The organism is Pseudoalteromonas sp. NH0006-46 (assembly GCF_057547735.1).
Genome location: NZ_BAAJML010000002.1, coordinates 394613 through 414057 on the forward strand (window position 1 = coordinate 394613; position 19445 = coordinate 414057).

The 19445-nt window shown below is 37.2% G+C and carries 12 protein-coding genes; 8 read left to right on the top strand and 4 right to left on the bottom strand.

Going from position 1 to position 19445, the window contains the following annotated elements; genetic code table 11:
• Positions 1-4: 4 nt before the first annotated feature.
• From AC27I2_RS06630 to AC27I2_RS06665, 8 genes are all read left to right on the top strand, one after another.
• The gene (locus tag AC27I2_RS06630) at positions 5-400 is read left to right on the top strand and encodes a hypothetical protein (RefSeq protein ID WP_487203805.1); all 396 of its coding nucleotides are present in this window, start codon (positions 5-7) and stop codon (positions 398-400) included.
• A gap of 64 nt (positions 401-464) precedes the next feature.
• On the top strand, positions 465-1256 hold the full coding sequence (locus tag AC27I2_RS06635) for a hypothetical protein (protein ID WP_487203806.1): 792 nt from the start codon (positions 465-467) through the stop codon (positions 1254-1256).
• A 377-nt stretch (positions 1257-1633) separates the two neighbouring features.
• On the top strand, positions 1634-2497 hold the full coding sequence (locus AC27I2_RS06640; protein ID WP_487203807.1) for a WYL domain-containing protein: 864 nt from the start codon (positions 1634-1636) through the stop codon (positions 2495-2497).
• A 101-nt stretch (positions 2498-2598) separates the two neighbouring features.
• Positions 2599-4119, top strand: a complete 1521-nt coding sequence (locus tag AC27I2_RS06645) for a type I restriction-modification system subunit M (RefSeq protein WP_487203808.1) — start codon at positions 2599-2601, stop codon at positions 4117-4119.
• Positions 4109-5368, top strand: a complete 1260-nt coding sequence (locus tag AC27I2_RS06650) for a restriction endonuclease subunit S (protein ID WP_487203809.1) — start codon at positions 4109-4111, stop codon at positions 5366-5368. The genes AC27I2_RS06645 and AC27I2_RS06650 overlap by 11 nt, the downstream gene beginning before the upstream one ends.
• A gap of 15 nt (positions 5369-5383) precedes the next feature.
• Complete coding sequence (locus tag AC27I2_RS06655; RefSeq protein ID WP_487203810.1) at positions 5384-8308, top strand: RNA-directed DNA polymerase; 2925 nt, start codon at positions 5384-5386, stop codon at positions 8306-8308.
• Positions 8309-8321: 13 nt separating this feature from the next.
• A complete protein-coding gene (locus AC27I2_RS06660; protein WP_487203811.1) occupies positions 8322-11615 on the top strand; it encodes a type I restriction endonuclease subunit R in 3294 nt (1097 codons plus the stop codon).
• Between the two features lie 5 nt (positions 11616-11620).
• Positions 11621-12448 carry a M48 family metallopeptidase gene (locus AC27I2_RS06665; protein WP_487203812.1) on the top strand — a complete coding sequence of 276 codons (828 nt, stop codon included), beginning with the start codon at positions 11621-11623 and terminating at the stop codon, positions 12446-12448.
• 140 nt (positions 12449-12588) lie between these two features.
• Here the strand turns inward: AC27I2_RS06665 and AC27I2_RS06670 are convergent, their stop codons facing one another.
• Genes AC27I2_RS06670 through AC27I2_RS06685 form a run of 4 tightly spaced genes read right to left on the bottom strand, consistent with a single transcriptional unit; the run spans position 12589 to position 19397 of the window.
• Positions 12589-13062 carry a hypothetical protein gene (locus AC27I2_RS06670; protein WP_487203813.1) on the bottom strand — a complete coding sequence of 158 codons (474 nt, stop codon included), beginning with the start codon at positions 13060-13062 and terminating at the stop codon, positions 12589-12591.
• Positions 13059-15143, bottom strand: a complete 2085-nt coding sequence (locus AC27I2_RS06675) for a hypothetical protein (RefSeq protein ID WP_487203814.1) — start codon at positions 15141-15143, stop codon at positions 13059-13061. The genes AC27I2_RS06670 and AC27I2_RS06675 overlap by 4 nt, the downstream gene beginning before the upstream one ends.
• A complete protein-coding gene (locus tag AC27I2_RS06680; protein ID WP_487203815.1) occupies positions 15140-17923 on the bottom strand; it encodes a hypothetical protein in 2784 nt (927 codons plus the stop codon). The genes AC27I2_RS06675 and AC27I2_RS06680 overlap by 4 nt, the downstream gene beginning before the upstream one ends.
• Positions 17910-19397 carry a tyrosine-type recombinase/integrase gene (locus AC27I2_RS06685; protein WP_487203816.1) on the bottom strand — a complete coding sequence of 496 codons (1488 nt, stop codon included), beginning with the start codon at positions 19395-19397 and terminating at the stop codon, positions 17910-17912. Before AC27I2_RS06685 ends, AC27I2_RS06680 begins: the two co-directional genes overlap by 14 nt.
• Positions 19398-19445 lie beyond the last annotated feature (48 nt).

Here is a 19445-nt window from a genome sequence, read left to right on the forward strand (position 1 = left end):
AACTATGCCACTACAAGACGAGAGTGAATTTGAATGGGAAAATTTAGATTACATTGAAATATCTGAGATGAATGATGATGAAAGAGCAATTACGTTGCTCCTTAGTAAAGCAAACAATTTAGATTCATCAGTTCAACGAGAGATTATTTGTGCGTTAAATTACTTAATTAAAAATCACACCAACCTTTTAATCAAACCCCTTAGCTGGCTTTTCGATAACTTTCATATGTTTCATCACTCAACAATTGCCTCAATCCTTGAGCTTATATCGATTGAAATAAAACAGCTTAAGTCATTATTACTAGAGATAAAGCCATCGATAAAAAAACTTATAGGGGCGCAAAACTTGTACATACACAATGAAGTTGAGAGTATTTTTAGTGAGTTAAGTAATGAATAGCAACATCATAAATGCAATAAATAACTCATAATTTATCAATTATTTAAGTTCATTAGGGGTTGAGGTGGACTACGTAATAAACGTAATAATACGGAACTTTAATGAAGATGAATTTGAGCACTTTATTAATAGATCCAACGCGATGCTTTCTCCGAACACTTATATCTATGATTTAGTTTTTAAGCATGTAAATGAATTTTTATATCAACAATATAGAGAATCAGTCATTTTTGAAGGCGATGGAAAAATAGATGTTAGAACAATGATTGCAACATCTAACTCTCTTGTTAATAGACCTAACTTAGTAAAGCCGCTTGATAAACCAACTGGATTTAGTGCTCCTGATGAATTAAACGATTTTGTTGTCATTGCTAGATTTGAGCGTCAGTTTGAAGATAGAGATTATGGCAGCAACACCAGAGGCAATCGCGCAGTGGTATGTGAAGGTTGCCTGCCAATGAAAATTAAAATGAACCCCTTGAAAAGCTTTCCTTGTACTCAAGACATTTGGAAAGATGAATACTGTTATGGTACTCCGGTAATCCAAGGATTCTGTTTTAATGAAAATAGCTTAGAAGCAGCACAAGTTATTTGGATGAATGGTGAACTGCTGAGTATATTAGGCTTGAGTGTAGATAATCATGATAACGGACTCAGAGCCATAAATGAAAATGGTGAAGCCGTTTTGATATATCGTTACTGGAGAGAAAGTTTAATCGGAAAAGGGCCTTCCTTTGTTGGTTTAGATTCCAATATCTCAAAATTAGAAGGTTGTGATTTAATTTTGAGAAAAGACTTCTATGAAAAGTTAAAGGCGATTATTCCTGATATGGTTTTCTACACAGAAATAATCTAGTTAAATCTGTAATCCTCCTTGAAAAACGTCGCTATGGTAATATTATTCTAGAGGTATGGGCTGATTTAGGGAGGAGGCGAAGCTCACTTTTTCTAACTTAAAGGTAACGTTCTAGATCAAAAATGCTAAATTATTTCTGTCCATTGACGAGTTATAACTTAAGTTTCGCTCTTGGCTTTTGGCTCACACTCGATATTCATATATGCTTCCAGATTATAAGCCTAATTCACATTTGAATATTTTGATTAACTGTAAGCTATCCGTCGTTTTTTTAAGAAGGGTACAAACAAAGCAATCAAAATGATTTCATCATATTGATTGCTCCTTTTTTCTATTTCGGCTAATGTACTGTGATTAAAACTTGGTTTTATTAGAGTATGAAGCTAAAAAATTTGACTCATTCACAACGCGAGCGCCTTGCTTTTATTGACTTTAGCCTTGAGTTTTTTGGTCAAATAGCAAGAGCCGACCTTATCCAAAAATTTAAAACTGGTTTAGCGTCGTGTACGCGCGACTTAGCGCTATATAAAGAATTAGCACCAGGCAATGCTGTGCTTATGCACGAGAATAAGCGCTATATTCGCTCAGAGGGCTTCAGAGCCGTTTTTAAACATAACCCTGAATTTGTGCTTAATACATTAGCAAAAGGCTTTGGTGAAGGCTTCTCGTTGCCACAAGAACGCTCTGAGGTATGTTTTGATGCAATTCGATTAGTTCACCCTAAGCCGAACGTTGTTTCGGCTATCGTAAGAGCAATTTATACACACTCTGCAATTAAGTGCCAGTATGAGTCGCTAACCAGTGGCACAACTCAACGAGAGCTAGTACCTCATGCCATTGTTAATAATGGGCACCGATGGCATGTGCGCGCTTACGATCGAAAAAGCGGTGAGTTTAGAGACTTTGTCTGCACACGATTTGAGCGCGTCGAATTAATTACAGAAGCACCAAAAAATAATGAATTAGCTGATACAGACACCGCATGGAATACCTTATGTGAATTGCAATTAGTACCACACCCAAAGCTCATTCATAGCAGAGCAATTGAAATGGATTATGGCATGATTGATGGTGTACTCACACTAGAAGTTAGAGCAGCATTAGCAGAGTATTTACTCCGACAGTGGAATGTTGATTGCACTAATGAGGCAAAATTAACTGGTGGTGAGCACCAATTACATTTAAAAAATAAAAACAGCTTGGTTGATTTAATCAACTTTTCTATAGCGCCAGGTCAATAACACATTGCAATATACGGCTTAAAGCCATTGCCATTCATGCACTTGAAAGCATTGACTAATACAATCAGATTGAACAAATTAATAACAAGGACTTAAAAAATATGACCACAACCAACCAAATCAATCAGGACGATATTAACAAAGCGGTGTGGAACGCCTGCGACACCTTTCGCGGTGTGATCAGTGCCGATACCTATAAAGACTTCATCCTCACTATGCTGTTTTTAAAATACATCTCTGATGTATACAAAGACGAATACAACAAGCTAATTACTCAGTATGGCGATAACCCCGACTTAATCCACGCTATGATGTCTAAGCAGCGTTTTGTATTACCTGAAGGCTCAAGCTTTTGGGACTTATACGAAAAGCGCTATGAAGCAGGCAATGGCGAGCGTATCGATAAAGCCTTACACGCACTAGAAGAAGCCAACGGCAGTAAGCTTAAAAACGTATTCCAAGACATCAGCTTTAACACTGACCGCTTAGGCCAAGAAAAACAAAAAAACGATTTACTGCGCCACTTGTTAGAAGACTTTGGTAAAGACATTTTAAATCTAAGCACAGAGCGTGTGGGTAGTTTAGATATCATTGGTAATGCCTATGAATACCTTATTAAACACTTTGCCGCAGGCAGTGGCGCGACCGCTGGCGAATACTATACCCCGCCGGAGGTCTCAACCCTTTTAGCTAATGTTTTAGAACCTGTTGAAGGCGACCAAATATGCGACCCGTGCACAGGCAGTGGCTCGCTGCTATTAAAATGTGGTGCTATGGTACGTAAAAACTCTGGTTCAAAAAAATACGCATTATTTGGACAAGAAGCGATTGGTTCAACTTGGGCGCTAGCCAAAATGAACATGTTCCTCCACGGTGAAGATAACCACCGTATTGAATGGGGCGACACCATTCGCAACCCACTACTAAAAGAGAAAGACGGTAACGGTTTACTGCACTTTGATGTAGTAACGGCAAATCCGCCATTTTCATTAGATAAGTGGGGCCATGATGATGCCAGTAACGACCCATATGGGCGTTTCCGCCGTGGTGTACCGCCAAAAACCAAAGGCGACTATGCGTTCATTAGTCATATGATTGAAACGCTTAAGCCTGAGAGCGGAAGAATGGGTGTGGTTGTGCCGCATGGTGTGTTATTTAGAGCATCAAGCGAAGGCAAAATTCGTCAACAACTGATTGAAGAAAACCTGTTAGACACCGTTATTGGCCTGCCAGAAAAGCTGTTCTTTGGTACAGGCATTCCAGCCGCCATTTTGATATTTAAAAAGCACAAAACAGACAACAACGTGTTGTTTATTGATGCCAGCCGTGAGTTCAAATCAGGCAAAAACCAAAACCAATTAACTGATGAAAACATTCAAAAGGTTATCGACACCTACAAGGCACGTGAAAACGTAGATAAATACGCCTACCTAGCCAGTTTTGATGAAATTTCCAAAAACGATTTTAACCTAAACATTCCGCGTTATGTTGATACCTTTGAAGAAGAAGCTGAAATCGATTTAGTGGCAGTTCGCACTGAGCGAGTACAACTTAAAAATGAGCTGCACACCCTTGAAGCGGAAATGGAAAGCTACTTGAAGGAGTTAGGTTATGGTGCTTAAAGAATATTTGCCATCTCACTTAGGTGAAATACCTGAAGATTGGAAACGAGTTCGATTTTCCGATGTCATGACTGTTAGACAGGGACTACAAATTGCTATTTCTAAGCGTCTTAAAACTCCAACAGCTCATTCAAAAGAGTACATAACAATTCAATCGATAAATAAGCAGGACCAAGAGCGTGAATACGTAGAACCTACTAGCCCTCGTGTTATTTGTTCTAAAGATGATGTTTTGATGACTCGAACAGGTAACACAGGAATTGTAGTTACTGATGTTGAAGGTGTATTTCACAATAATTTCTTTTTAATGGATTTCAATAAAAAGCAGATAGAAAAGAAGTTTTTGATCAATTACCTTCGTTCAAAGCGAGTTCAACATCTGATTTTGACTAAAGCTGGTGCCAGCACAATACCAGACTTAAATCATAAAGATTTCTACTCAATTGAGTTCCCTTTGGCACCACTCCCAGAACAACGCAAAATCGCCAAAATTCTATCCACTTGGGATAAAGCGATTAGCACTACTGAGCAGCTAATCGACAACAGCAAACATCAGAAAAAAGCCCTAATGCAACAACTGCTCACAGGCGCTCATACCCAACGAAAGCGCCTACTTGATGATTCAGGTAAACCGTTTGAGGGTGAATGGGAAGAGGTTAAGCTTGGGGACTTGTCGACAAAGATTACTAAAGGGACAACTCCATCGACAAATGGGTTCAGTTTTCAACAGCATGGGATTAATTTTATAAAGGTAGAATCGATCTCTTCAACAGGAGCATTTAATAAATCTAAGTTTGCATATATAGATAATGACTGCCATGAATCCTTTAAACGCTCTCAATTAGAAAAGGATGACATTTTATTTTCTATCGCAGGTGCACTAGGTCGCACAGCTATAGTTGAAGACTCAATTCTTCCTGCCAACACTAATCAGGCTTTGGCGATTGTCAGGCTTGGCGGAAGACTTTCTGAGCACAGGTACATTAATTATTATCTAAACTCCCCTCGAATTACGTCTCTTATTAAAGGGCTTACAGCAAAGGCAGCTCAGCCAAATTTAAGTTTAAAGGATGTTAATAGTTTAACAATATTACTACCATCGCTTAAAGAGCAGGAAAAAATAGCTGCCGTACTTACTAATGCCGATAAAGAAACCGAGCTATTACAACAACAACTTACTGACTTAAAAAAAGAAAAAAAAGCACTGATGCAGCAACTGTTAACAGGCAAACGCAGAGTCAAAATTTAAGATAAGGAATATCGAATGTTAACTCCTATAAAAGTTGAGTTAGGTTATAAGTATTTAAAAAGCTATGCTTACTTTGAAAATATTAATTTATTTTTAAAGGCAAGAGTTGCCGACTTCGAATCTAGGGCAGTAAAGGACAACAATTTGTTTCAACAACTGTCTGAAACAATTTTTAGCGGTGAATTGACAGATAATGCCCCCCTCGCTGAGTTAATAAATAAAGTTGACTTTAAGTTGATTGCTAAAGGGTTTGAAAATGATAGTGCAAGTAATGAATCTAACTATGTGACAAATTACAAAAGTGCAGAGTCATATAAAGTCAGTAAAGTTAATTATTTTTTTGATGGACCCGCTGAGCTTTGGTTAATAGATATATTGTGGACGCTTCATGTTGGCCCTCTATTTGATAATACTCTTTCAAAGGATTGTTATGGAAATAGACTTAAAGCTAAGTGCTTTAGTTTAATTGAACCTTCAAATAGTAGTGACTCTAAGGATGTATTTACCAGTTATATTAATCAATACAATCATTGGCGAAATGGAGCGATTTCGACAGCTAAGCAAGTAACCGAAAAAGGTGATGATGTTGCTATATTAGCTATAGATATTAAACAATATTTTTATAATATCGATTTGAAATTTCAAAAAATCACGGCCGAAATTGAATCGTTAATAGTCGATGATGAAGCGCTAGAATTAGCATTATTTCTTACTAACCTTTTAGAAAAAATTTACAGAAAATACAGTGATAAAATAAAGCCGCAATTAAAGTATACCCATAAAGAATGTGAGAATAATTTAGGTTTACCTATAGGATTAACATCTTCTGCGATATTGGCGAATTGGTGTTTAAGTGACTTTGATAGAAAGGTATCTGATATTGTTAGACCAGCATACTACGGTCGTTATGTTGACGATATTCTTTTTGTTTTTAAACGGACTAGACTTCAAAAAAGCAACGTCGTCAAAAGTTTCATTGAAGATTATTTATCATCTGTAATTAGTATTGAAGATGATAAATTTGGAGTAACTTCAGAGTTCGGTAACTTGGAAGTCCAGAAAGAAAAGATTCAGCTTCATCAATATCACTCTAACCATAGCACAGCAGGGCTAGATGTTATTATTGAAGCACTACAAAAGCAAAGTAGTGAATATAGATTGCTACCTGATGGATCGAGTAAAACAGACTTAAGTAGCTACGCCAACGAATTTCTTTACGATGGACACGAAAGGAACTTAAAAAATGTTTTAAAAGCTTCCGAAAGTGAAGGTGGTTTATCTCAGTTTTTGTCTAAGCAAATAGCTCTAGCTCAAGGATCACGCCAAAGTCATCATAGAGATTTATTAATTGATATAACAAAGCTTTTCAAAGGACAAAATATATTGCGTTTTTTTAGACTTTGGGAAAAGGTTTACCAGTTCGCTATAGTCCTTAGGGAATACAATATCGCAGCAAAGTTCTATCAGAATCTTCAAATTGAAATTAGTCTTATAAATAGTGCAAGTATTCAATACCGTAAAAAGCAACAAATTTTTATTGAAACCCTAAGAGATCATATTAATCAATACAATAATATTTCATTTAGTATGGTTATAGCTGCTTTAGATATAAAATTGCTCCATCAAGATTTCAGTAGTTTTGTGATGACGCCTTGGCCTAGTTCAAATTTTGTAAAGCCGAAAGCAGATTTAGATAGAATTATTGACGAAAATAGACTGAGGCTACTAACTCAAAATATTCGTTCAGCTAACTTATTCAAGCATCACTTATCAGCATGGTCGCTGGCTAACTATACTGATGTTGAAGGAGATTTAACCTGTCAAAGAACCCTATTAGGCGTGGGAGACCTTAAACTAAATAAAACTAAAGTTAATTATACCCCCCGATATATTCATTTTGATGAATGGCAGACTTTTGATTTGTTCAGGTCGCTGAATGAAAACTCAGACCTACCGAGTTGGATTAAAGAATCAGAAGCGAATTACTTTCGAGAAACGGGTAATTCAATTAGTAATTTTAAAGTGTGTGAAGAGCCTATACAAAGAGATAAGGTTCGAACTCACCATATAGTTGTTGGTCAAAACTTTAACAGATCAGAGCTTAAATTAGGGCTAGCTAATTTTGTTGTGCCAGATATTGATATTGCTTCAGCGTTAAGAGCTGATGTACCTACAAATTTAAGTAATAAGCGTCAGTGCTCATTAAATTCAATGCTAAACTCAGCAGTAAGAGATGATGTAGATGTTTTAGTTTTTCCTGAAGTGTCGATTCCTGTGGAATGGTTGCCGAATATGGTTCATTTTGCAAGAATAAATCGAATAGGTTTAATTTTTGGTTTAGAACATTGGGTTGTAGGTGGAATTGCTCACAATCTTATTGTTGAAGTCTTACCATTTCAATCTAATGGTAAATATAACTCTTGTGTGATTCTACCTAGATTAAAAAATCACTATGCCCCTGCTGAGCAAAAACTGCTGCAATCATTGCGGCTTCATCAGCCCCAAGTACAGGAACTCTCTTATCATAGAGTTAGTTGGAATGGAACGAGCCTATCTACATACAATTGTTTTGAGCTTTCAAATATTAGCCATAGAGTGCTATTTAAATCACAGTTAGATTTACTCGTAGCGTGTGTTTGGAATCGAGATACTAATTACTATCAACATATATTAGAGTCAACTGTACGAGATTTACACTGCTATACAGTTCAATCAAATACATCTCAATATGGTGGTTCATGTGTACTTCAACCAAGCCGAACTGAAAATAAAACTCTGCTGTATGTAAAAGGTGGTGAAAATAGTTCAGTTTTATCTACGAAGCTTAATATTAAGAAACTAAGACAGTTCCATTACCAGCTGAGTTCGACTGAAGCTGATAAGGGTGGATTTAAGCCTCTACCTCCGGGCTTTGATCATGACGAACTAAATAATCGATAGCAGGGAGAGCTAGATGGTACAAACTACAATGAGTTTTAAAGAAGAATTTAGCGCAAAAATTCCCGCGCTTACGCTGCTAACTAACTTAGGCTATACGTTTATTCCACCAAGTGAGTGTGAAGCCTTTCGCGGTAACACGTTAACAGGTAACAAAAAAAGTACCCATCAGGTGGTGTTGTTACCTGTAATGCGTGCCTTTTTAGCCAAGCAGACATTTTCGTTTGCAGGTAAGCAACATACGCTCTCAGAAGCGGCCATTGATAAGGTAATGCATGAGCTGAACCCTGCCATGAACCTTGGGCTAAAAGCCGCTAACGAAAAAATTTATGATGCGCTAATGTATGGCGTGAGTGTGACTGAATTTATTGATGGTAAAAAAGCCTCGCCCACTATTAAGCTGATTGATTGGCATAATATTGATAACAATGCGTTTCATTGTACCGAAGAATTAGTAGTACAAAATGCAGAGGGTACGGGCAACCGCAGACCTGATATTGTGTGTTTTGTAAATGGTTTGCCATTAGTGGTGATTGAGGCAAAACGCCCCGATTCAAACAAAGAGGGTAAATCGACCAACTTTGAAGCAATCTCCCAGCATATTCGTAACCAAAAGCAGGATGAAATACCGCATTTATATGCCTATAGCCAGTTACTGTTAGCCATAAATGGACATGAGGGCTTGTATGCAACGTGCGGCACCCCTGAGAAGTTTTGGGCTAAGTGGAAAGAAGAGCAAATACCGGAAGCTGAATTTGTTAGGCTTAAAAACCATACGCTGCGTGATGAGCAATTAAATGCGCTCTTTAATCATCGCCCTGCAAAAGATAAAACAGATTACCAGTCACTTATTGCCGCAGGTGAACTGACGGTAACCGACCAAGACAGGCTGATTGTAAGTTTATTACGCCCTGAACGCCTACTGGATATGACCCGCCTGTTTACTTTGTTTGATAAAAAAGCAGGCAAGATTGTTGCGCGTTATCAGCAAGTATTTGGTATTAAGGCGCTGATAGAGCGTATTAATACGTTTGATGACACTGGCGCACGTGAAGGCGGTGTTATTTGGCATACCACAGGTAGTGGTAAGTCGTTTACTATGGTGTTTTTATCAAAAGCGCTTATTTGGCTTGAAGAGCTAGCGCAGTGCCGCGTAATCATTGTGACTGACCGCGTTGATTTAGAAGACCAGCTAAGCCGTACTTTTGCTTCGGGTGGTGTTCTCACCGACCGTGATAAAAAAGATGCAATGGCGACCACAGGTAAGCGTTTGGCTGAGCAAATTGGTCAAGGTAACGAACGCGTTATTTTCTCGATCATTAATAAGTTCGGCTCTGCCATAAAACACAAAGACTGTTACAACGATAGCCCTAATATTATTGTGTTAGTGGATGAAGGCCACCGCAGCCAAAACGGTGAAAATAATATCCGTATGCAGCAAACCCTGCCTAAAGCTGCTTTTATCGCCTTTACAGGTACGCCGCTATTAAAAGACGATAAGACCGAAAACAAGTTCGGTAAAATCATTCACTCTTACACGATGCAGCAAGCGGTTGAAGATAAAACCGTGACCCCATTGCTGTATGAAGAACGTATTCCTGAGCTAAACGTTAACGACAAAGCGATTGATGCATGGTTTGATCGCAGTACCAGTAAGCTGAGCGACAAACAAAAAACTGATTTAAAAAGAAAGTTTTCGCAAAAAGGTCAGATTTATCAAACTGCCGATCGCATTATGTTAATTGCCTACGATATTGCCGACCATTTTCAAAACTTTAAGCATCAAGGTTTAAAGGGCCAACTAGCCTGTGACTCTAAAGCCTCTGCAATACGCTACAAAGAGGCATTAGATAAAATTGGCAGCGTTACATCAGTTGTGGCAATGTCGGCTCCTGACACACGTGAGGGGCATGATGTTGTTGATCAAGAAAGCAAAGACATTGTGCAAAACTGGTGGAAGACCAATGTTGATAAGCTGGATGAAAAAGCCTACACCAAAGCCATTATTGAAGACTTTGCTAGAGATGACGGCCCTGACATCATGATAGTGGTTGATAAACTGCTAACGGGCTTTGACGAGCCAAAGAACACCGTACTGTATATTGATAAACCCCTTAAAGAGCACAACCTGATTCAAGCCATTGCTCGCGTAAACCGTTTGCATAGCAAAAAGCAGTTTGGCTACTTGATTGACTACCGAGGCATATTAAAAGAGCTTGATACCACCATAGAAAAGTACCAAGACCTTGCTGAGCGCACTCAAGGCGGCTTTGATATAGACGACCTAAAAGGGTTGTACAACAGCATGGACACCGAGTATAAAAAACTACCAGGATTACACAGTGATTTATGGGCGATATTTGAAGGGGTTAAAAACAAGCAAGATGGCCCTGCTTTACGCCAAGCATTAGCGCCAAAAGTACATGAGGTTGGTGGTAAGCTTACCGACACTAATCTTAAAAAGCGTGATGACTTTTACTCAATACTCACGGCATTTTCAAACTGTATGAAAGTAGCGCTACAGTCAGCCACCTACTTTGAAGATAAGTCGTTCGACAACAAACGTGACTTGTACAAACGTGACTTAAAAGCCTTTGTAGATTTACGTAAACAAGTGCGTGAAGATGCCGATGAAACTATTAACTATGATGAATACGCTGAAGATATCCGTAGCTTGCTTGATAAACACATAGCGGGTATTGAAGTAAAAGAACCTGATGGTGCGTATTTAGTTGGTAACTTGGGCAAAAACGTTAAGCCACAGGATATGAATGATGACGAGGCTCGTAACCAAACAGATAAAATCACTGGCCGTATTACCAAGATGATTGAGCAAGACTTAGCAGATGATCCTTATGCTCAAGAATATTTCTCTAAGATGCTTAAAAAGGCGATTGAAGATGCCAAAGCCATGTTTGATGCCCCAGTTAAGCAGTACATCCTATTCGCTGACTTTGAGCAAGAAGTAAAAGACCGCAAAATCGCTGATGTTCCCAATGACTTTATGGATGACGCAGGCAAGTTAAACAAACATGCCCAAGCCTATTTTGGCCTGTTCAAACATTTATTTGATAGTGAGCTTTTAACTGAAAAGGCACTGGATAATGAGAAATTGGTAGCGCTTGCTTTTGATATTGATGCCGTCGTAAATGACGCGGTTGCTGAGTATTCCATTAACCCTGCGGAAATTGAAAACGCCATTCACATGAAGTTATTACCCATACTGTTTACTGAGCTTGGCCTTGATAACGCACAAAAGTTGATTGAAGAAGTGTTAAAGATAACCCGATTAGGTATAGCTAGAGGCTAATGTAAGTGACGCAAAAAACGGTAGCCGCTGCTATTTATTCTGAAAAAAGCAGCGCAACAACCAACGAACACGGTGTTTTTACTTATGGTAACGACACCATTCGCTATGACGTTATTCGTAAACCAAAGCCTAGTGATACCGCTAAAAAAATAGCACGTAAAGTCGTTATAAAGGTTCACCCTGATCAACGTGTTGTTGCAAGCGTGCCTCATGATGCTGGCGAAGATGCTATTAGCGATGCCATGCATAAGCGTGCAAGGTGGATATGGCAGAGTATTAATGACTTTGCAAAGCAAAAAGATACGGTATTACATAAGCGTTATGTGAGTGGCGAAACGCAATTTTATTTGGGAAAGCGTTATGTACTCAAGGTCATTGTTGATGCTGAGCAAGTGCCTAACGTAAAGCTAAGCCGTGGCAAATTGAACGTAACAATCAAGCATGAAGTCAGTAAAGATATTGATGATCGGTTGGTGAAAATTAAACCGCTAATCGACAAGTGGTATCAACACAAAGCTAAAGCCATTTTTCATGAACGACTAGCCGAATTGCTTCCGAAAGCGACTTGGGTAATAGGTATTCCTTCATTTCGCGTAATGGCAATGAAAAAGCAATGGGGTAGCTGCTCAACTAAAGGTAACTTGATGCTCAATCCTCACCTTATTAAAGCCCCAAAGGAATGCATTGACTATGTGATCCTTCATGAGCTTTGCCACATTGCAGAACACAACCATAGCGAACGCTTCTGGCGTTTATTAACTCAAGTAATGCCGAACTGGAAAGAAGTAAAAGCCAAATTGGATGATATGGCGGAGATGTATTTGAATGAGTAAAACACTTCTTAGTAATTTAACTAATAAGTGTTAAAGCTATTACTAATCACTACCGGTGTACTAGCTCAGACTAGATCTGACGTTACTTATTTTTAAGGATATGGCTGTTAGTTTAGATTTGAGCTACTCCCTAAATATACTTATTCTTTAATGGTTTTATTAGATACTAACTCTATAATTTCTCCAGTAGATTTATTTACTCTAATTTCCTTATGTTGCCCAGAGTGCTTAATTTGATTTTGTAAGTCAGCATTAACGAGCCTTAGTTTATCTATTTCTGCGTACATTTCATGTAATAATACCAATAACTCTTCAAGTTTATCGTCGCTTACTTTAGGGTTTGTGTTATTTTTTTTCTTTTCTTTAGTTAGCTTTTTTTTTAGTTCAGCAATCTGAGTTCTGAGTTGTTTTATTAATTCATCTTTGTTTTTTTCTTCCCAATGTAGTTGAGCTATTTCAATAGCTTCTCGTAAATTAACCCATTTTTCTTCTGCTTTTGATAGATTTGCGATATTTCTTTTGGCCCTAGTTGCTACTGCATTTTTGGTTATTTTACTGCCGTCAGATTTCATTTCATAAAAAGCACACTTAATATCGTCGTATGCATTGCTCATGCCTGTGTTCCTTCATTTTTATCTGACTTCGCTTCATCTAAAACATAGTCAGCGGCTGTTATATTGTTTTTCCAGTTAATGGCAAATAGCTCATATTCATCTTGTTGTTCTTTAGGTAGACTTGAATATGTTGCTAATTTTTGCGATGCCTCTTTTTTAATTATTTGCCAGTTAATTTTGTGGCGTTTACTAATAATTTTACTGCCGCAATAAACGCAGCCACTAGGTATGCCAGCGCCTTTTATTTTACATGCTTCTCCTGCCGTACAATACCCAGTAGGCAAGCCGCGAATGCTTTGAATATTTTTCACAAAGAATTTTTTTAGCTCTTCGATTGAACTGAAGTGGATTTGTTTGATTAAATTGGAATGTCTACTTTGACTATCAGTAATACCTATTATTAGATCTTTTGAAGTTTTATTAATTTGTTCACCAGCGCCACCTTTTAATGATTGCGACTCGGCCTGGTCAATTAATTCTTCAGCAATACGTTCAATTAAAATTTCACTAAACTCTTCTGTAGTTTTAATTAAACTCATCGAGGCTAAAAATGCTCTTCGAGTATAAACAAATGTCATCAGACTAGATAAATGTTTAAATTGATATCTAATATCATCAAGCTCACCTAACTTATTGGCTATAACAAAGTAGGCTAATGTATGCCTAAACATATGAGCAGTCAGCCTCAGCTGATCCCCAGGTTCGTAAGGGATGCCTCTGTTTTTACCTCGAACTCCTTTGTAGTTAGACTCAAGGCGTTCAAGCTCTGCGATGTCTTCACTATCTAGAGTTAAATCAAAAAGTTCAGCGTTCTCTTTATTTTTAACCTCGAATTTTGTGAATCTTCCTGAATTACTAAAACTAACACTACAGCTGCTGGGTGAAACACCGAAGAGACGGTTATTTTTCAATCCTTCTTCCAAGTTGTGTGCTTGTCGGTTTCCAATGTTGGCTCTGTAAGATGACAGAACAGCTTGTGCCCTCTCTTGCATACCAATCACATATTTCTCAAGTAATTTAATAGATTCGTATACTTCAGCGTTTGAGAACCATTCCATTTCAACTTTACTGTTATCTGTTTTGGTCATTGTTGCCGTTAAGTAATAAATACCATCCTTGTAGCTGGCACACCCAAGCTTACATGTCAGTACTTCGTTATATCGCATTCCTGTATAGGCTAAGATGTTTAAATATGTAGCCAACTTTAAATCAGCTAAGCTCTCAGATAGTTGAATGAATTCCTCTCTGTTTGTCATGTTTCTGACGTGTTTTTCAATTAACTCGAATGTGTCATTTTCTGGAGGGGGTTCAAGGGTAGCATTCATTAAACTGTCAATTAAATCTGAGTTTAATTCGAGCCATCGATCAATTTTTCTTTGAGACTTTTCAACTACTTTAGAAGTAAATTTTAAAACCCTTTTCATTACCTTAGTCGGGATGACTGGGTGCGAGTAAGTTATAGAGCTCGGATGATAAAGTTTATTTAAGTCTTCAATAAGGTCAAGAAAAACACTGCATACTTTGGGGCCAAATAATTTGTAGCTTCGTTGCACATTAAATAATTTAGTAAATGAGTGAGTTTGCTTGTAAATAGTAATCTTGGCGATTTCGTAAAGGTAATCTTTAATTAAGTTTCTAATAACTAAATCAGGTTTAAATTCCAACTCATGGAAAGAGGAGTAACCTCTCTTCCTTATAAAGCCCGCGATCAAGTTTAAATAAGTTATATCATTCTGGAGCGTAGATATTTTGAAAGGCTTACCACCAACAACGTCACCATGTGTTAATTTAAGTAATGCATAGATACGAAGTTGATATGCTAGCTCATCTTCACCGCTAAAAGTTACATTTCTTTGCACTTCTTCATAGCTATACCAGGTATTATCACCAAATTGAACGCTTCTATTTTGTTCAATGTATAATGCTTGATTTTCCCACAACTTAATTTTGTTAAAACAGTTTGAATCATCAACTTTAAAATCTTCTAATACCTGATTTAAAGGCTTTATTGTGATTAGCCCTTGATGTGACTTTACTATCGCTTTATCTAGTAATGTTGTTTTGGTGATTTCTTTGATCATAGCAAACCTGTATCTTTCCAGTGTGGGTGAATACCTTCAGCTTTTAATAATTCTTCTCCATCAATTACTGCTTGAAAGTCGAGTTTAGCAATATCATCTAATATACTGTTAATTCGATGTTTAAGTTGCTTTATGTTTTCTAGTTGCTCTGTAATACCATCAAATGTTGCAGCGGAACTTTCCATATCGGCAACAACAAAGTCTCGATATGATAGCAGTTTCCAGACATGCTCTTTATCGGCAATACAACGATAAAACGCGCACCATAAGCATGCATTAAAATCTGCACATGCTTGTTCATTAGCATCTCGCTGGCTTAATAACTTTCTGTTTTTTGACTCAAAAGCTCTTACTACTGATTTTTCTTTTGAATCAGTACATACACCATTTGGAACTTTTTTACCGTTATCCGGTGGCGTCATCAAAATAATTACGTTATCCGTAACATCGCGAACAAAATAATCAGCCATCGTTTTTGTTGCTCTGTTTATTGTTTTTGCAACATCTTTGTCATCTTGCATCAGATAATGACGTAAGAAAGTTGCATATGAGTGTTGGCTAGCTTTTTGATACCACTTGAATTCTTTGGCTACTTTTCTATAAATGTAGTTAAGGCCTGTTTTTCTAATCTTGTTTACACTAAACATAACTTCACAACCAAGATCAGCTAAAATTTTATCTATAGTTAGCTTAAAACGACCTGCTGATAATACTAGGACCTCTTTGTTGCCTAGATTGTTTGTTTCTGGGTAAACAAAAATTCTTTTTGATAAATTGCTGGCGGAAGGTTGATAAGAAGCTGTTAGTTCAATAGCTGACTTTATATCAAAAACAACTGATGCAACTATTTCGTCGGCTAAGATACCTTCTTTTTCAATATTCTCAGCATTTAACTCAAATTTATGCCATTGCGTTTGATAATCAGCCCTGCGTTTAAATAGGCGAATAGCAGGTGTTTTATTTGAATGTAATGGGGTATTTAAGAAAAGTAGGTCAGTGGTATTGAGCTCTAACGTAGGAGTGAGATTCCAACCAGTCTTTAACATGACTTTTGCAGCATAAAGAGCAATTTTTTCTTTAACTGTAAGAAATTTTTCAGAAGAAAGTCCTATTTCAATAAAGTACGCTAATTTAACTACGTCCTGATACGAGTATAGCCTATTTTGATTTTGAGAAAGCTGAGCTTGGTGTTGCTCTCTTAACTCAGTGCTAACGGGAAAGCTAATTATTGTATCTAAACCATAGAACGTTAGTAACTTATCAATTGCACTCTGGTATTGCTTTGCTGTAACTATTGATAAATCATTACGCTTTGACTTTAATTGAATGGCTTCTCTTATAGCTTTTAAAATTTCAAAGTTATTTTCTACAAATGCGTGAACTCCATTCTGTGCAATGAGCTCCATTTGTTTGTCTGTTAGTGATGATACATTATTTTTTAAAGCGTTAGCCATATCAACAATATAGCCTTTAAGCGTAATAATACCTATGCTCTCACCATCAATTCGCTTCGTAAAGACGTCATGATACTCGGCTAAGTTTTGATAATACTTATTGGTATTATTGTAGATCCATTCTAACCTTTGATACTGTGTAGTATCACTTTCCTTTAAGTAGTAGACTAATGAGTATGGTAGTAAACTATATAAGATGATTTTCTTGCCAGTAATGAAATGGTAAAGACTTAACGCGGCGTTTAGCATCAATAAATATTGGTACTTATGTTTAATACTTGCGTCTTGATAAAGTTTATAAAGAAATTTAAATATTTTTTTGTCATTAGCAGCAAGACCAGATATACCGTATTTGCTGAGTAAAACAACTGTTGGGCGAGTAATATCACCACCGTTATGTAGCCACTTCAGAAACGATAAAGACGTACTTTTAACTTGAGCCTTCTTAGGGGCAGGGGCGTTTGCCAACTGATTTTTTAAAAAAGCATCTATTTCCTCGCCAAATATTGGCGATATACTTCGAGCGTAACTAGAAATTTCTGCTTCTGTTTTAAGATAATTGATTTTTGCAGCACCCCATACATCTGGATGTAAGTATTTTAGAAAAGGGCCAAGGTGGCTATTGCTTATAAGTGGTGAAATAAATGCCTTATCTCGCAACATTGCTACTAATGGCAGTTTGGCTTGTTTGGTCTTACTAAAACTATCGTGTTGGCAAAGACCTATAATAGCAGAGGATGTTCTAAGGATGTTGTCTCGAATCGATAAGTTTTTAATACTTGCTTCCAGTAATGAAAGGTGGTCTAAATATCTTTGAAGCAACACTCGAATCTCTTTTAGCTGATGAAATTCAAGCTTGTGTAACTTTACTAAATCAATTGAAATTGATTCATTAGTTAATCTAAAGGGAGCGCTAATTTTGTTATTGTTAAGATGAAACTTAACGATGTTCTCTAAGGCTTCTTCGACCCTCGTAGCATAAGCTGGCAGCTTTACATTAATAAGCTCGTTGACACAAAAGTATTCTATTTCTTGCCAAATCTCAAAATCTAATAAAGCGTCGAAACCTTCAGATGTAATTGCAGAGGCTGTATTCGTATTTACTCTCTCTAGTGCTAAAGGTAATAAGTGTAGTAAAGTTATACAAGAGTTGCGCAAACGACTCATTGAAATAGCAGCATGATCATCTTTACTAATATTATTTTCCTTGTCGTATGTTCTATTAAATAAAACGTCTAACTGTTTGGCTATAGTTGAAGAGTAAGGTACAAAACGAGCGGGAATACGGTTTGACCTACGCTTTTTGTCTAATTTAAGCTCTGGCATTTGTACTCTCACTCATTAATAATTTATCAACATCCCCATATATATCTTGTACCCACTCTGACATTGCACCATATGCATCTACACCGACACTTTTGGCAAAATCGATGTATCTTTTTGTAGTTTTGAAACTCTCATGACTCATTAAGGTCATTAGTATTTGCCGAATTGAACTTTCTGACTCATTTTTTTCAATTAAATATTTTGCAATGTAAGTTGCGAAAGTAGCACGTAAATCATGAAATGTACGCGTTAGTACTTCTAATCCACGCTTCTTTTGTTCTTTTCTAATAATAGAAATGGTATTTCCGGGAGTTTCTTCACTAATTCGTTCTCCTGAGCTATTCATAAACAAAGGAAGTGGTTGTTCATCATTGTTCATACGATAACTCGTTTCATGTTTAGTACGCTGCCTCATATTTTCAGATGATAAAGTGTGAAGGTATAAAAGTTTCATTAAGGATCGTGCAATAGTAAGTCTTACTGGCTTATGGCCTTTGCGAACTATGGTTAGTTTAGGAATGTGATTTTTGTGTTCTTCTTTGTCTGGATCAAAAATATCCTTCTGATCAATTGCAGAAATTTCGAAAGAACGAAGTCCACCCAGTAGTGCACACTGTAAATATATCTTGTAAGAACGCTTTTGAGCAGTAGTAGTCTGTAATAGTTGTGTGAGTTCTTTTGAAGAATATGGTTGCAGTACTTTGTCAGGTGAGTCTTCTTTTTGTTTTATTGTGTTAGGTATACTTAAGTTACTGACCCATTTCCATAACCCTCCAGAACGTGTTGAGCTGGTAGGTAATTGAAACAGCGCGCTCTGGCCATTTTTGGTTTTAGACGTTATGCGGACTTGCTTGTATTCCAAGGAGAAGGGAAGGCTGTCTATAGAACCGCGCTTATGACTCCAAATGTAAAATGTTTTAACAGCCCTTATTCTCTCTTGTGCAGTATTGAAACTTAGGCGTTTAGCTTTGTCCTTAGTTGTTACTCTATCGCACAAATGTTTGTGATAGCGCCAAACAGGTAACCGTGAAATATCATCGTCTACTGACTGCCTAGAAAGTGGTGCGGCAATAACCTCAAAATAAGATGCACCATCTTTAATGAGCCAGTCCAGAAACGCTTTTAAATGCTTAGCTATACCACGAACGGTTTTTACGTCTAACCGCTTGCCTGATTGACTAGCGTAATAAGCGTCGCTAAAAGCTTCACTTCCCCTTTGATTTTTCTTGAGACTGAAGTGGCCTTCAAAACGGTGGCTCAAGAACAAGTTCATTTCTTGGCATTCGGTAATACGATCAGGATGATATAGCAGAGGGAAGCTTAGTTCTTTTTTGTTATGGCGATATGAATGAGCTCTGATGCCATCTACAATCTGAATAGGTTCTCCTGCTTTATCCTGATGAAAATACATTCCTTTTCCAAAATTGACAGGTTTATTAATAATTTTAGATTTTGTTGTAGTTGATGCAATCATGCTTATTAACCTCTGGGTAAATCTTATTTGTAAAAACTTTTTTATTCA